The following is a 14,468-nucleotide window of genomic DNA, read 5'->3' as shown; positions in this document are numbered from 1 at the left end:
CCATGGACCCCCAACAAGCCTTCACCCTCGGCCAACAAGGCCTCTACCTGCTGCTGATGGTGGCCGCGCCGATCTTGCTGACGGTGCTGGGCGTGGGCCTGGTGGTGAGCATCTTCCAGGCGGCCACGCAGATCCACGAAGCCACGCTGTCGTTCGTGCCGAAGATGATCGCGGCCGTGGCGGTGCTCGCCATCGCCGGGCCGTGGATGCTGACCACGCTGGTCGAATACATCCAGCGCATGCTGCAGTCGATCCCGACGGTGGTGGGTTGAACGGTCGGGCGTCCGTCCCTTCTGTGCGCAAGACATCGAACCCTGCGAACGGATGAGGTGACCGCGCCATGCTGACCTTCACCGAAGCCCAGCTCATGGGGTGGATCACCCCGCTGCTGTGGCCCTTTCTGCGTGCGCTGGCACTCTTCACGACGATGCCGGTGTTCTCGCAGCGCGCGGTGCCGGTACGGGTGCGCGTGGGCCTGGCCTTCCTGATCACCGTGTGCGCGCAGGCCTCGTTGCCACCGATGCCGGTGGTGCCGCTCGATTCGGGCGCGGCGGTGCTGGTGGTGATCCAGCAGGTGCTGATCGGTTTGTCGCTGGGCTTCGCGGCGCGCATCGTGTTTTCGGCCATCGAGTTCGCGGGCGAACTCATCGGGTTGCAGATGGGCCTCAACTACGCGGGCTTCTTCGACCCGGCCACGGGCGGGCAGTCCACGGCGGTGAGCCGCTTCTTCAACACGGTGGTGTCGTTCCTGTTCATCATCATCAACGGCCACCTGTTGTTGATCGCGGCGCTGGTGGCGAGCTTTCAGGCGTTCCCAGTCGGGCCCGAGCCCTTTGCGTTCGTCCGGGCCCTGCAGCCGCAGACCTGGGGCGCCGAGATCTTCAAGCTCGGCCTGTGGATCGCGCTGCCGATGATCACGATGCTGCTGTTCGTGAACCTCGTGCTCGGGGTCATCTCGCGCGTGTCGCAGCAGATGAACATCTTCGCCATCGGCTTTCCGATCACGCTGGCGGTGGGCTTGCTCGGCATGCTGTTCACGCTGCCGATGATGCAGGCGCCGTTCACGATGGCGTTGGAGCAGATGCTGTCGCAGTTTCAGTGAGACCTCGCCGGACTGTCGGTTGCGCACCCGGGGCTGGCTTCGGGCATTGAGGGTATCCCCTCTCTACTTCGACCTCTTCCTTCAAGCTCGCACCCGGAATAGAAGCGCACCATGCACGAACGGTCTGCAACTGGGGTTGATCGGCGCGAGTGTCCTCAGCCCATCAGGGGGCATCGGGAGAACGGCGCCGACACCCGTTCATGGATGTCCATTGCGCCTCTGGGCAGTGCCGTGCTCTGCACAGGTGGTTGAATGACGGTGTCCACACGCAAAGCCCAAGCGCTTGCACGAAAGAACTGGATCTACATCTTCGACGACGGATTTCTGTACGTCGGCGATGGCTTGGCTTCCGAATCGGTTCGATTTTCGATCTCGGTGCAGTTGTCGCGCACGGGGCAAGCTTTTGAACTCGAGGTCAAGGGGCACCGGGCGTGTGCGAGCGCCTTCTTGGTCTCGCCCGGCGTGTGGCGCCGCACGCATGCGGCGCAGGTTCCCGTCCTGAGCATCGGCTTCGGTTCGATCAGCCGCTGGTTCCGTGTCATCAGCACGCTGAGGAGACCGCAGCCCCTGTCGCCCTTGTCTCGCGCGGACTTCATCGATTGCGACGATGCCATCGACGCGGCCTTTGAAGGGCGGCTGAGTGCCCGCGGTGCCAAGGCCTTGAGCGATGCGGTGATGAAAAGAATCGCTGCGGACCTGCCGACCCCACGGCCGCTGGATGCGCGGATTCAACGGGTGATGTCGCTGGTCGAGGCGGACGTTCGCACGCCGATGGACCGCTTGGCGGAGGATATCCACTTGTCGTACCACCGGCTGTCGCACCTGTTCTCGGATTCGATGGGCATCGCGTTGCGAAGCTATGTGCTCTCGCGCAAGCTGGACGTTGCCTTTACCCTGGCCAGCCAGGGCATGACGCTCACCGAGATCGCCGCCGCCGCCGGGTTCGCCGATTCGGCGCACTTTTCACGCATCTGGACCCGTTCGGTCGGTGCGCCGCCTTCGTACTTCCTGAACAACGACGACATCGGCATTCGCTCGTGGTTCAAGGGTGAGTAGTCGGCGCAACGACGCAGTTCACGGGGCTGCGGCGCCCCAGAAGCGCGAATCCCGCGCTGAGCGCGAGCGCTCCATCCAGGCCACGCCCAGGGCACCGATGACCTGCTTGATTGCGCTCGTGGTGTCCGAGTTCGCGCAGTAGTGGCCCTCGCTGCGTAGCTCCAGAAGCGCCTTCGCTGGCCGGCTCAGGCTGTTGCAGACCGGCATCGCGCGCGGGCTTGGCGGCGTGGCGCCTGGGCCGGGCGATGGGCGCAGGTTCGGTCGAAGTCTCGGGTTCAAGCGATGGCCGTGCAGTGCGCGTGCGCTGCAGGCGCTGCTGCACAGGCATCCGGCGGGCCCCAAAAAAGAAGGCACCTGGCCTGAGGGCGAGGTGCCTGTTGAACGGCGCGTGCGGTGGGGCGTTGAGGCCCTCAAACGACCGTTGCCGCCGGGTCAACCGGCGGCAACGAAGGACTATCGGTTCACGTGAAGCTCGGGGCGACTCACGGCGTGGCGAAAGAGGCGAGCCAGGTCAGGTTGGCCTTGAGGCCCCAGTTGGCCGAGCCCGAGCGCCAGGCGTTGTCGGTGACGCTTTGCAGGCCGGTGCAACCCAGCACGCGCTGGTAGCAGTGGTCGGCCGAGCCGTCACCCACGTCGCTGTCGCGGATCATGATCCAGCCGCTGCCGTTGGCGGCCAGGCACTGGTAGTCGAGCGCGCCGCAGGTCAGGCCGGCGACCGATTGCGACGACGAGCGCACGACGGTGGCGGTGCCGCCGGGGAAGATGTCGCTCTGGCCGTTGACGATGCGGACCTTGTCCTTGGTGATCTTGTAGCCGCCCGGCGTCATGCACGAGTTCATGACGTAGGTGGTGTACAGCGTGTGCGAGCCCATGCCGTAGGCGGCACGCACGCGGGTGTCGAAATTCTTCGCGTTGAGCGCGATCACCGAGCCCTGGCTGAAGCCGGCCACGACGATGCCCTTCGAGCAGTCAGCGCGGGCGCGGGCACACAGTTTCGACACGGCGCTGCTGGTGGAGGCGCTGTTGTAGATGTACTTGGCCTTCGAGAGGATTTGCGTGCAGGTGCCGAACAGCGAGCTGTCGTACTTGACGGCGGCGGCGACGAAGCCCTTGGCGACCATCTCGGCCACGGCGCCCATGGCCTGCGCGTTGTCATAGTCCTCGGTCGTGCCGACGGTGTAGATGAACACCGGGTGCTTGGTCGTGGTGTTGGGCTCCGAGCCCTTGATCGAATAGGTGGTCAGGCCTGCCGAGTAGCTGCTGGTGAAATCAGCGGCCAGGGCCGAGCCGCCGAGGGCAAGACCCAGCGCGGCAAAGGCCAGTTGGCGGACGTGCTTGGCGAAGAAGGTGGTCATGGTCGTCGTCTCCGGTGTTGCGCGATGTGTGCTTTTGGACTGAAGGGTTCCGACGATTCGATCCGCTGAAGTTGGAGGGCGATTCGTTTCGTCTGGATACAGTCTGCAAGCCCCCGAATGCGGGGCAATTGCATGCAGTCGCTGCGCTTCGGGATATCCCGGCCGTGCCCGTGCGGCGAATTTCACGCCGATGCGAAAAAGAAAATCGGCGCTTTCGCGGCGAGGCAGAAAGCGCCGATCGGGTGTGTGACGGAGTTGGCGCCGCGTCACGGCAGCCGTTTTTCGGAACGGAACTCGCCACCCGGCAGCCCAACAAGAAGGGCACCTGGCCATGCGGCGAGGTGCCCTGCGGGCCGCCCGGCTGCCTCGGCGAGGCATCGGGCGGTGTGGCTAGCGTCAGGCGCAGCTCAGCGCGGAGCGAAGCCTTGCAGCCAGTCGAGGTTGGTCTTCAGGCTCCAGCTTTCGTAGCCGTTGCGCCAGGTGCTGTCGGTCGTGCTCTGCAGGCCCAGGCAGCCACCGATGCGCTGGTAGCAGTGGTCGGCCGAGCCGTCGCCCACGGCGCTGTCGCGGATCATGACCCAGCCGCTGCCGTTGGCGTTGAGGCACTCGTAGGCGGTTGCGCCGCAGCTCTTGCCGGTGACGGCTTCGGTCGAGCTGCGCACGGTGATCGCGGTGCCGCCCGGGAAGATGTCGCTCTGGCCGTTGACCACGCGCAGCAGCGTGCGCGGCAGCTTGACCGTGCGGCTGTTGTTCATGCACGAGTTCATGATGTACGTGGTGTACAGGTTGTGCGAGCCCATGCCGTAGGCGGCGCGCACGCGGGAGTCGTAGTTCTTCGCGTTGATGGCGATCACCGACCCCTGGCTGAAGCCGGCCACGACGATGCCCATCGAGCAATCGGCGCGGGCACGCGAGCACAGGCGCGAGACGGCGCTGCTCGACGAGCTGGGGTTGTAGATGTAGCGGGCCTTTGAGAGGATCTGCGAGCAGGTGCCGAACAGCGAGCTGTCGTACTGCACGGCCGCAGCGACGAAGCCCTTGGCGGCCATCTCGGCGACCGCGCCCATGGCTTGGGCGTTGTCGTAGTCCTCGGTGGTGCCGACGGTGTAGATGAACACCGGGTGCTTGGTGGTGGTGTCGGGCTCGGTGCCCTTGATGTTGTAGCGCGTGAGGCCTGCCGAGTAGTTGGCCGTGAAGTTGGCGGCAAAGGTGGTCGAGCTGACGGCCAGGCCGGCCAGGGCCGCGGCAGCCAATGCGAACTTGCGGAAGTGCGTTGCGAGTTTCATGTTGCGTCTCCGTGATTGATCGGTTTTTCGTCGGCCGGGTGGCTGGCACACGGGTGGGTGCGGCAGCTGGCTCTGGCGTGCGCAGGGTGAAGCGCTCGCTCTCCATGCGGTGTGGAGAACCTCACGAGTCTGCCCAGCTGGGGCTGACCCTCAATTGAACGCAGTCGGCAAATCTCGTGGAAACCCCCATGCGGGAAATCGCTAGCGTTTCGGTTCAAGGCGAGCGCGCCACGGCAGGTCATTCGCTGTGCGAATGAAAAAAGGCACCTGGGCCGAGGCCGAGGTGCCTTGCTCAAACCCCGCAGCCCTGGAGGGTCACGGGTCGAGGTGTCGGAAAGACGCTGCCGATCAGCGCGGGGCGAAGCCTTGCAGCCAGTCGAGGTTGGCCTTCAGACCCCAGTTGACCGTGCCGTTGCGCCAGGTGCTGTCGGTCGTGCTTTGCAGACCCGTGCAGCCGCCGACGCGCTGGTAGCAGTGGTCGGCCGAGCCGTCGCCCACGGCGCTGTCGCGGATCATGATCCAGCCGCTGCCGTTGGCGTTGAGGCATTCGTAGGCGGTCGAGCCGCAGCTCTTGCCGGTGACGGCTTCGGTCGAGCTGCGCACAGTGATGGCCGTGCCGCCCGGGAAGATGTCGCTCTGGCCGTTGACCACGCGCAGCAGACTGCGGTTGAGCTTGACCGTGCTGCCGTTGTTCATGCACGAGTTCATCACGTACGTGGTGTACAGGTTGTGCGAGCCCATGCCGTAGGCGGCGCGCACGCGGGTGTCGTAGTTCTTCGCGTTGATGGCGATCACCGACCCCTGGCTGAAGCCGGCCACGACGATGCCCTTCGAGCAATCGGCGCGGGCACGTGAGCACAGGCGCGAGACGGCGCTGCTCGACGAGCTGGGGTTGTAGATGTACTTGGCCTTCGAGAGGATCTGCGAGCAGGTGCCGAACAGCGAGCTGTCGTATTCGACAGCGGCGGCGACGAAGCCCTTGGCGGCCATCTCGGCGACGGCGCCCATGGCTTGGGCGTTGTCGTAGTTCTCGGTGGTGCCGACGGTGTAGATGAACACCGGGTGCTTGGTGGTGGTGTCGGGCTCGGTGCCCTTGATGTTGTAGCGCGTGAGGCCCGCCGAGTAGTTGGCCGTGAAGTTGGCGGCAAAGGTGGTCGAGCTGACGGCCAGGCCGGCCAGGGCCGCGGCAGCCAATGCGAACTTGCGGAAGTGCGATGCGATCGTCATGGGGTTGTCTCCGTTGTCGGTTGAATCGTTTTTTTGGCGCGGTGGTTCGCTGCGGGGGTGGTGCAGCCAACCGCTCGGTGGCGCGACGGTCACGCGCTCGCTTTCAACTCGTCTAAAAGCCGCGCCAGTCTGCCTAGCGCCATCCGTGACCAATTGAACGAAGTCGTCAAACCCGGGGAACTCCCGGGGGGTGATTCCCCTAGGGCCTGTTCACACCCGAAGGGCACTCGCAGCCCTCGGGCCCTTCGGGTGATCTCAACAAACGGCCGCCGTCAGCGTTGCAAATGCTCGGTGCAGCGCACGCTACAGCTGCGCTTTGCGCCTCGATGGCGGCCGTTTGTTGAGTCACGCGAGCGTCCTTTGGGTGTGAACGGGCGTTGTCCGCCACAAGAAAAAACGCCCCGCGTTGCGGAGCGTCTTCAGGCCGGCCGAGGCCGCGCGTCGGCGCAGCAGCGTGCAGGCCACCCGGCCCGCCTGGGCTTCAGCGCGGCGCGAAACCCTGCAGCCAGTTCAGGTTGGCCTTCAGGCCCCAGTTGGCCGAGCCATTGCGCCAGGCGTTGTCGAGCAGGTCCTGGCTGCCGGTGCAACCCAGGCTCGACCGCTGGTAGCAGTGGTCGGCCGAACCGTCGCCCACGGCGCTGTTGCGGATCATGATCCAGCCGCTGCCGTTGGTGTTGAGGCACTCGTAGGACGTGGAACTGCAGGTCTTGCCCGCGACCGACTGCGACGACGAGCGCACGGCGCTGGCTGTGCTGCCCGGGATGGAGTCGGACTCGCCATTCACGATGCGCAGGTTGTTCTTGCTCAGCGTGTAGTTGCCGGCGTTCATGCACGAGTTCATCACGTAGGTGGTGTACAGGTTGTGTGAGCCCATGCCGTAGGCGGCCCGCACGCGTGTGTCGTAGTTGCGTGCGTTGATGGCGATCACCGAGCCCTGGCTGAAGCCGGCGGTGACCACGCCCTTCGAGCAGTCGGCCTTGGCGCGCGCGCACAGCTTCGACACGGCGCTGCTGGTCGAGCCGCTGTTGTAGATGTACTTGGCCTTCGAGAGGATCTGCGAGCAGGTGCCGAAGAGCGCGCTGTCGTACTGCACGGCAGCAGCGACGAAGCCTTTGGCGGCCATCTCGGCCACGGCGGCCATCGCCTGGCCGTTGTCCCAGTTCTCGGTGGTGCCCACGGTGTAGATGAACACCGGGTGCTTGGTGCCGCTGGTGTCGGGCTCGGTGCCCTTGATGCTGTAGGTGGTCAGCCCTGCCGAGTAGCTGGCGGTGAAGTTGGCCGCCAGCACCGAGCTGCCGAGGCTCAGGCCGGCCAGCAGTGCCATGGCTTGGGCGGCACGCGAAAAGAATCGGGTCTTCATGGGTTGTCTCCTTGTATGAATTACGAAATGCCGTTGTGCAATGGGCTGCAATTCAACGACGTCGAGAAGTCTGCAATTGATGAATCGAATGCGTCTTTTATTCAGTTGTCGAAAGGCGATGAATTGACGTGAACGAAAACCCGACGAGGACCGGCTTGAAAAACAGGATCAAAAAAACGGGTGCCTCGACCCGAGTCGAGGCACCCGAACTTCCCTTGGAGACAGGAATGAATTTCAAACCCGATGGTGCACATGCAGCCAACCGAGGCGGCGCCATAGAAAGGCCATGAAGAGCCTGATCTGATGGCAAATCAATTGCCGCAAAGCGGATGAGTCTGCGGCAATTCATTGTGCAAAGATTTAACCCAGTCGCGACATTCAATGAACCCACGTCAGCGTTTTCACGGGGTTCATTTGGACGATCTTGCTGCCGTGCTCGCATTCAGCAAGTTCGTCATAGCCCGGGGCTGGGGGTGGTGCAAGCATGCGCGCCGCTTGCGCCGGTGCATGCCGCGCCGCAAGCGCACCTCTCTTCATAAAACCCAGGAGACCTCATGAAACTCACAACCCTTCGGTTCACCCAAGCCAGCCTCGTGCTCGCGGCCATGGTCGTTGGCGCCTCGGCCTTCGCGCAGACCACCAACTTCACCGCCACCTACCGCGGCGGCACCTCGTCGCTGTGCTCGTCGAGCTACAACATCAAGGGCGCCGAGCCCAGCGCCTCGGGCAAGTACCCGGTCTACATCCACACCGGTGGCACCGGCGAGGCCTACGACAGCAACATCGCCATCGCCGCCGTCAACGCGATGGCGGCCAAGGGATTCGTCGCGGCGACCGTGGCCTACTCCAACGGCACCTTCGGCTCGTGTTCGTCGATCGGTACCAAGGCCAAGTGCATCTTCAACCCGTCGAACACGAACTCGGCAGTCGCCAAGCTGTGCGCGCGCGCCAAGGCCGACTGCTCGAAGGGCATCGTCACCGGCGGCCTGAGCCAGGGCTCGATCGTCTCGGTGCTGGCGCGCAACTCCGACAGCCGCGTGCGTGCGTCGATGGGGCAGGGCACCGGCAATTACTACTCGGGCTACGACCTGGCTTCGTGCATGGACAACGGGCGCCACACGCAGACCTCTGACCGCATCCGCCTGATCAACGGCGAGCAAGACCTCTTCGTCGGCCCCAACGCATCGACCGTGCGCAGCACCAACGTCGAAGTGACCGGTCTGTCGTGCAGCAGCACCTCGTACTCGTGCTTCCGTGCCAACGGCAGCGGCTGGTACATCGTGCGCGACAGCGAAGTGCAAGACGGCGCGGCCGACCACTGTTTCATGCTCAATGGCGGCTGCAGCGGTGCGAGCGTCGATTCGGGCTACCTGAACGGCTCGGCCGCCTGGCAGCTTCACCCCACGCTGAACTGGCTGAAGACCTACGTCAGCCCCTGACGGTGGGCGCGGCCACCGCGGTGGCGACTCCAAGGGCCTGCATTGCAGGCCCTTTCTCATTCGCCCGCGCACCCGGTGCCTGCGCACACGCGACGATGAAAAAAAGGGTGCTTCGCAGAAGCACCCATTTCGCTGCGCATGGGCCTCGCCGCGTGGGACACGCGGCATTCCCGGCGGGCTTATTGCGTGGCGAATCCCGACAGCCAGTGCAGGTTGGCCTTGATGCCCCAGTTGGCACTGCCGTTGCGCCAGGCGTTGTCGAGAGAGTCTTGGCTGCCCGAGCAGCCGAGGCTGGCGCGTTGGTAGCAGTGGTCGGCCGAGCCGTCGCCCACGGCGCTGTTGCGGATCATGATCCAGCCGCTGCCGTTGGTGTTGAGGCACTCGTAGGACGTGGAACTGCAGGTCTTGCCGGCGACCGACTGCGACGACGAGCGCACGGTGCTGGCCGTGCCGCCCGGGAACGAATCGACTTCGCCGTTCACGATGCGCACGTTGTTCTTGCTCAGCGTGTAGTTGCCGGCGTTCATGCACGAGTTCATCGTGTAGCCGCTGTAGTAGTTGTGCGCTCCCATGCCATAGGCCGCACGCACGCGCGAGTCGTAGTTCTTCGCGTTGATGGCGATGATCGAGCCCTGGCTGAAGCCGGCGGTGACCACGCCCTTCGAGCAGTCGGCCTTGCCACGCGCGCACAGCTTCGACACGGCGCTGCTGGTCGAGCCGCTGTTGTAGATGTACTTGGCCTTCGAGAGGATCTGCGAGCAGGTGCCGAACGCCGAGCTGTCGTACTGCACGGCGGCGGCGACGAAGCCCTTGGCGGCCATCTCGGCCACGGCGGCCATGGCCTGGCCGTTGTCCCAAGTCTCAGTGGTACCCACGGTGTAGATGAACACCGGGTGCTTGGCCGAGTCGTCGGGCTCGGTGCCCTTCATGCTGTAGGTGACGCCGCCCGCCGAGTAGTTGGACGTGAAGTTGGCGGCCGTGGCCGCGCCCGACCAGCACGCACCCGCCAGGGCTGCCATCGACAGAGCGAACTTGCCGAGCTTGATGAATGTCTTCATGGAGTCTCCTCTTCGTTGTTGAGTGCTGAATCGTTGTTCGATGCGATGCCGCTTGAATCGAACAACGGGGCGAAGTTTGTGATGCCGGATTTCGGTGGGATTGCACGGAGTTGCGCAGTTCATCGCATCGTTTACCCCGGGGCGATTTGCATGGGTTTGCTGCTGGCGCAGGGGCTGGCAACACCGCCCTGCCCGAGGCCTGCCGAGCGAGGCTTGCAGGGCGGCAGACCAGCTCCGCGTGCGGGCGGGCGCACCGGGGCCCGGAGGCGAGACCCTGGCCGGGCCGGGCGGCCGCGGGGGCGGCCAGGGCGCGAAATGGCGGGCGTTTCACCCGGTTATCCGGCTCAAGTCGGCGGTCTGGGCCGAAACAATCTCCAGGCCACCACCTCGCCCTGCCATGTCCGACCAGGAACGCAACTTACCCGCCTCGCAGCGAAAGCTCGACAAGGCCCGCAAAGAGGGCCAGGTCGCGCGTTCGCGTGACCTGGGCCACTTCGCTGCCATCGCGGCGGGTGGGGCGGTGCTCGTCGCGGTGGCGCCGCAGGCCAGCGGTTGGCTCAAGCAGATGCTGGCCTCGGCGCTGTACTTCAACGCGGCGGCGGTGCAAAGCCCCACCGCGATGGGCGAGCGCCTGATGGAGCTGACCCTCAAGCTGCTGGTCGTCGTGGTGCCCATGGGGCTCTTGATGATGGCCGTGGCGCTGGGCGTGAGCGCGGCCACCGGCTGGGTCTGGACGATGAAGCCGATGGCGCCCAACTTCGGCAAGCTCAACCCGATCACCGGCATCGGCAAGCTGTTCTCGAAGCAGCAGCTGATCGACGCGCTGAAGGCCTCGCTGCTGGCGCTGATCCTCGGGGTGATCGGCGCGGCCTACCTGCGCGCCAACATCGAAGTCTTCGCCTCGGCGCTGGGCATGCCGTTGCCGGGCGCGATCTCGCACGCCGGCGGCACCATCGTCGGCGGCATGCTCTTGCTGCTGCTGGCGCTGGCCTTGTTTGCCGCGGTGGACCTGCCCCTGCAACTGCACCTGCACAAGTCGCGGCTCAAGATGAGCCACCAGGAAATGAAGCAGGAGCACAAAGAGGTCGAAGGCAATGCCGAGGTCAAGGCCAAGGCCCGTGCCCGCATGCGCGAGATGGCCAACCGCCGCATGCTGGCCGCCGTGCCCAACGCCGACCTGGTGGTGATGAACCCGACCCACTATGCGGTCGCGCTCAAGTACGAAGAAGGCGCGATGGGCGCACCGCGCATCGTGGCCATGGGTGCCGACCTGGTCGCGATGAAGATCCGCGACATCGCCAAGGACTCGAAGGTGCCGGTGCTGCAAGCCCCGGTGCTCGCGCGGGCGCTTTACGCCCACGGCGAACTCGACCGCGAGATTCCTGCGGCGCTGTTCTCGGCCGTGGCCCAGGTGCTCGCCTACGTGTACCAGCTGCGCGCCGCGCTCAGCGGCCATGTGCCGATGCCGGGCGAATTGCCCACGCTGCAGATCCCGAACGAACTCGACCCGCACCACCCGTCGGCCAAGAAGCGCCTGCCGGGCGGCCCGCAAGACGAGGAGGCTGACGAATGAATGCCCTGATCGCGCGCCTGCAAGCCACGCTCGGCCCGCATGCCACCGCCATCAAGGCGCTGATGGCGCCCATTTTCATCATCATGGTCTTGTCGATGATGGTGCTGCCGCTGCCGAGCTTCGTGCTCGACCTGCTGTTCACCTTCAACATCGCCATGGCCTTGATGGTCATGATGGTGGCGGCCTACATGCTGCGCCCGCTCGACTTCTCGGCCTTCCCGACGGTCATCCTGCTCACCACGCTGCTGCGGCTGTCGCTCAACATCGCCTCGACCCGCGTCGTGCTGCTCGAAGGCCACACCGGGCCCGGCGCGGCCGGGCAGGTGATCGAGTCCTTCGGTCACTTCCTGATCGGTGGCAACTTCGCGGTCGGGCTGATCGTGTTCGCCATCCTCGTGGTCATCAACTTCATCGTGGTGACCAAGGGTGCCGAGCGCATCGCCGAAGTCGGCGCGCGTTTCACGCTCGACGCCATGCCCGGCAAACAGATGGCGATCGACGCCGACCTGAACGCCGGCCTGATCGACGAAAAAGAAGCCAAGCGCCGCCGCCAGGAAGTGGGCGACGAGGCCGAGTTCTTCGGCTCGATGGACGGTGCCAGCAAGTTCGTGCGCGGCGACGCGATCGCGGGCTTGCTGATCCTGTTCATCAACATCATCGGCGGCTTCATCATCGGCGTGGCCCAGCACGGGCTGTCGGCCGGGCAGGCGGCCGACAGCTACATCCTGCTGGCTATCGGCGATGCGCTGGTCGCCCAGGTGCCGGCGCTGCTGATCTCGGTGGCGGCGGCGATGGTCGTGTCGCGTGTCGGCAAAGAGCGCGACGTGGGCACGCAGATCTCGGCGCAGGTGTTCAGCTCGCCGCGCGTGCTGGCCATCACGGCGGGCGTGATCGGCTTGCTGGGTGTCATTCCGGGCATGCCGCACCTGGTCTTCCTGCTGATTGCGGGCGGCCTCGGCTACGCGGCGTGGTGGATGAACGAGCGCAACAAGCGCGCCAAGGATGTGCGCCCCACGCCGGCCCCGCTGGCCGAACCCAACGCCGAAGCGAGCTGGGACGACCTCGTGCCGGTCGACACGCTGGGCCTCGAAGTCGGCTACCGCCTGATTGCGCTGGTGGACAAGGCCAAGCAGGGCGACCTGCTGCAACGCATCAAGGGCGTGCGGCGCAAGTTCGCGCAAGACGTGGGCTTCCTGCCGCCGCCGGTGCACATCCGCGACAACCTCGAATTGAAGCCCAGCATGTACCGCCTGACGCTGCGCGGCGCGGTGGTGGGCGAGGGCGAGGCCTTCCCCGGCATGCTGCTGGCGATCAACCCGGGCGGTGCCACGACCAACCTGATCGGCACCAAGACCACCGACCCCGCCTTCGGCCTGCCGGCGGTGTGGATCGAAGAACGCCAGCGCGAGGCGGCGCAGATGAACGGCTTCACGGTCGTCGATTGCTCGACCGTGATCGCCACGCACCTGTCGCACCTGATGCAACTGCACGCGAACAAACTGCTCGGCCGTGTCGAGGTGCAGCAGCTGGTCGATCACGTGACCAAGCTTGCGCCGAAGATGATCGAAGACGTGGTGCCCAAGATGGTCAGCATCCCGGCGCTGCAGAAGGTGCTGCAACTGCTGCTCGAAGAGGGCGTTCACGTGCGAGACATGCGCAGCATCGTCGAAGCGCTGGCCGAGCATTCATCGACCGTCACCGACCCCAGCGAGCTGGCGCGGCGCATCCGCATCCACATCGCGCCGGCCATCGTGCAGCAGATCTACGGCCCGGTGCGCGAGCTGGAAGTCATCGCGCTCGAACCCGAGCTGGAGCGCATCGTCACGCAGGCGCTCAACTCGCCGCACGGCGCGGCGCTCGACCCGGGCGTGGCCGACACGCTGGCGCGCAGCGCGGCCGAATCGGCCAAGCGCCAAGAAGACATGGGCCACCCGGCCTGCCTCTTGGTGCCCGACATGATCCGCGCGCCGATGGCCCGCCTGCTCAAGCGCGCCGCGCCGCGCCTGCGGGTGCTGGCGCACAGCGAAATTCCCGAGACGCACTCGATCCGCATCGGCTCGATCATCGGCGCCGCCGGCTGACCCCGGGCGCCGCGTCGGGGCTGACGCGGCGGACCGGGCATCAGGGCAAGGTGAGGTCGGGAACGGGCTCGTCGGCGAACTGACGGCCCGCCCAGACCGAGCGCTGACCCGCACGCCACGCGCCGGTCTTGCGGTCGAACTGCATGAAGCGCACCTGGCGCCCGGTGCGCAGGCCGACCAGGTCGGAGTCGAGGGCGAACACCTCCTCGGTGCCCTCGGGCACGGCCAGCTCCGCTCCGTCGGTGAACTGGCACTGCGCCATGCCGGCCTTGTCGCGCACGAGATGCGCCACGCGCACGCGGTCGCGCTCGACGAACGCGAAGCCGCCCCACTGGCTGAAGCCGTAGACCTTGCTTCGCAAAGCCTCGGGGCAGCGCACGGGCAGATCCCGGTTGCTGTCCGGGTCCGCCGGTAGGCGCACGCGGAAGTGCGTGCCGTCGAAATACGCCACATCGCTTTCGGTGGACGAGTTGTTGCCCACCACGAGCCGCTGCGCGTCCACCGGCGGGTCGATCCGGTAGACATGCGAGGGCTTTTCTTCGCCGGCTTCATCGAAGAAGCGAACCCGCCCGTCTTTCGTCACCACAGTGGTCGTGCGCAGGTTGCCGAGCACACGCACGGTGTCGGGCGGCAGCTTCAAATGCGGCTGCGGCGAGCAATCGACCCATGCGGTCTTGCCGTCTTCGCGGCGCAGGTTGAAACACAGCAGTTCACTGCCGCGCCACCAGCCGACGCTGCTGCCATGCAGTGGCACCAGGCTCTCTTCGGGCGGCGACGCGGCTGCATGCAGCGCGGCGAAGACAAGCAGGCCAGCCCATGCTCGCGGCAGGTTGGCATGTGGGCGGGTCGCGGTGGTGGCGCGCATGTGGGGCCTCGGGGTTGTCTGCGTTGAAGGGCCGCAGATGCTAGGCCCTGTTCACGTGAAAAAAAG

At 65.7% G+C, this 14,468-nt stretch carries 12 protein-coding genes; 6 read left to right on the top strand and 6 right to left on the bottom strand.

All coding sequences use genetic code 11. The annotated features are described in order from the left end of the window. Positions 1-2 precede the first annotated feature (2 nt). The 3 genes from fliQ (at position 3) to AC1KAT_RS09585 (ending at position 2,158) form a co-directional block, all read left to right on the top strand. Entirely contained in the window at positions 3-272 is a 270-nt protein-coding gene (gene fliQ, locus AC1KAT_RS09595) for a flagellar biosynthesis protein FliQ (protein ID WP_480325192.1), read from the top strand. Between the two features lie 68 nt (positions 273-340). Continuing rightward, positions 341-1,102: a flagellar biosynthetic protein FliR gene (fliR, locus tag AC1KAT_RS09590; protein ID WP_480325190.1), complete on the top strand. Its 762-nt coding sequence runs from the start codon at positions 341-343 to the stop codon at positions 1,100-1,102. A gap of 252 nt (positions 1,103-1,354) precedes the next feature. Then, positions 1,355-2,158, top strand: a complete 804-nt coding sequence (locus AC1KAT_RS09585) for a helix-turn-helix domain-containing protein (protein WP_480325188.1) — start codon at positions 1,355-1,357, stop codon at positions 2,156-2,158. Positions 2,159-2,640: 482 nt separating this feature from the next. Here AC1KAT_RS09585 and AC1KAT_RS09580 read toward each other — a convergent pair whose 3' ends face one another. The 4 genes from AC1KAT_RS09580 to AC1KAT_RS09565 form a co-directional block, all read right to left on the bottom strand. Continuing rightward, complete coding sequence (locus tag AC1KAT_RS09580) at positions 2,641-3,513, bottom strand: hypothetical protein (protein ID WP_480325186.1); 873 nt, start codon at positions 3,511-3,513, stop codon at positions 2,641-2,643. A gap of 407 nt (positions 3,514-3,920) precedes the next feature. Further along, a complete protein-coding gene (locus AC1KAT_RS09575; RefSeq protein WP_480325184.1) occupies positions 3,921-4,799 on the bottom strand; it encodes a hypothetical protein in 879 nt (292 codons plus the stop codon). A gap of 348 nt (positions 4,800-5,147) precedes the next feature. Beyond that, entirely contained in the window at positions 5,148-6,026 is an 879-nt protein-coding gene (locus AC1KAT_RS09570; RefSeq protein WP_480325182.1) for a hypothetical protein, read from the bottom strand. 481 nt (positions 6,027-6,507) lie between these two features. Then, on the bottom strand, positions 6,508-7,386 hold the full coding sequence (locus tag AC1KAT_RS09565; protein ID WP_480325180.1) for a hypothetical protein: 879 nt from the start codon (positions 7,384-7,386) through the stop codon (positions 6,508-6,510). 554 nt (positions 7,387-7,940) lie between these two features. Here AC1KAT_RS09565 and AC1KAT_RS09560 point away from each other — a divergent pair. After that, on the top strand, positions 7,941-8,825 hold the full coding sequence (locus AC1KAT_RS09560) for a hypothetical protein (RefSeq protein WP_480325178.1): 885 nt from the start codon (positions 7,941-7,943) through the stop codon (positions 8,823-8,825). Positions 8,826-9,004: 179 nt separating this feature from the next. Here the strand turns inward: AC1KAT_RS09560 and AC1KAT_RS09555 are convergent, their stop codons facing one another. After that, on the bottom strand, positions 9,005-9,883 hold the full coding sequence (locus AC1KAT_RS09555) for a hypothetical protein (RefSeq protein ID WP_480325176.1): 879 nt from the start codon (positions 9,881-9,883) through the stop codon (positions 9,005-9,007). A gap of 397 nt (positions 9,884-10,280) precedes the next feature. On the opposite strand from AC1KAT_RS09555, the gene AC1KAT_RS09550 reads away from it, so the two are divergent. Together AC1KAT_RS09550 and flhA are read left to right on the top strand one after the other, a co-directional pair. Further along, the gene (locus AC1KAT_RS09550) at positions 10,281-11,456 is read left to right on the top strand and encodes an EscU/YscU/HrcU family type III secretion system export apparatus switch protein (protein WP_480325174.1); all 1,176 of its coding nucleotides are present in this window, start codon (positions 10,281-10,283) and stop codon (positions 11,454-11,456) included. Continuing rightward, entirely contained in the window at positions 11,453-13,537 is a 2,085-nt protein-coding gene (gene flhA / locus AC1KAT_RS09545; RefSeq protein WP_480325172.1) for a flagellar biosynthesis protein FlhA, read from the top strand. Before AC1KAT_RS09550 ends, flhA begins: the two co-directional genes overlap by 4 nt. 40 nt (positions 13,538-13,577) lie before the next feature. Here flhA and AC1KAT_RS09540 read toward each other — a convergent pair whose 3' ends face one another. Further along, complete coding sequence (locus AC1KAT_RS09540; protein ID WP_480325170.1) at positions 13,578-14,402, bottom strand: hypothetical protein; 825 nt, start codon at positions 14,400-14,402, stop codon at positions 13,578-13,580. Positions 14,403-14,468: the final 66 nt, after the last annotated feature.

It is taken from the genome of Piscinibacter sp. PDB5-1, from assembly GCF_056676035.1.
Note: the sequence above shows the minus strand (reverse complement) of the source record. Positions and strands in the feature narration are given on the sequence as shown.

Coding starts and splice junctions, on each gene's coding strand:
- fliQ (WP_480325192.1), top strand. CDS start 3: ATGGACCCCCAACAAGCCTTCACCCTCGGCCAACAAGGCCTCTACCTG.
- fliR (WP_480325190.1), top strand. CDS start 341: ATGCTGACCTTCACCGAAGCCCAGCTCATGGGGTGGATCACCCCGCTG.
- AC1KAT_RS09585 (WP_480325188.1), top strand. CDS start 1,355: ATGACGGTGTCCACACGCAAAGCCCAAGCGCTTGCACGAAAGAACTGG.
- AC1KAT_RS09580 (WP_480325186.1), bottom strand. CDS start 3,513: ATGACCACCTTCTTCGCCAAGCACGTCCGCCAACTGGCCTTTGCCGCG.
- AC1KAT_RS09575 (WP_480325184.1), bottom strand. CDS start 4,799: ATGAAACTCGCAACGCACTTCCGCAAGTTCGCATTGGCTGCCGCGGCC.
- AC1KAT_RS09570 (WP_480325182.1), bottom strand. CDS start 6,026: ATGACGATCGCATCGCACTTCCGCAAGTTCGCATTGGCTGCCGCGGCC.
- AC1KAT_RS09565 (WP_480325180.1), bottom strand. CDS start 7,386: ATGAAGACCCGATTCTTTTCGCGTGCCGCCCAAGCCATGGCACTGCTG.
- AC1KAT_RS09560 (WP_480325178.1), top strand. CDS start 7,941: ATGAAACTCACAACCCTTCGGTTCACCCAAGCCAGCCTCGTGCTCGCG.
- AC1KAT_RS09555 (WP_480325176.1), bottom strand. CDS start 9,883: ATGAAGACATTCATCAAGCTCGGCAAGTTCGCTCTGTCGATGGCAGCC.
- AC1KAT_RS09550 (WP_480325174.1), top strand. CDS start 10,281: ATGTCCGACCAGGAACGCAACTTACCCGCCTCGCAGCGAAAGCTCGAC.
- flhA (WP_480325172.1), top strand. CDS start 11,453: ATGAATGCCCTGATCGCGCGCCTGCAAGCCACGCTCGGCCCGCATGCC.
- AC1KAT_RS09540 (WP_480325170.1), bottom strand. CDS start 14,402: ATGCGCGCCACCACCGCGACCCGCCCACATGCCAACCTGCCGCGAGCA.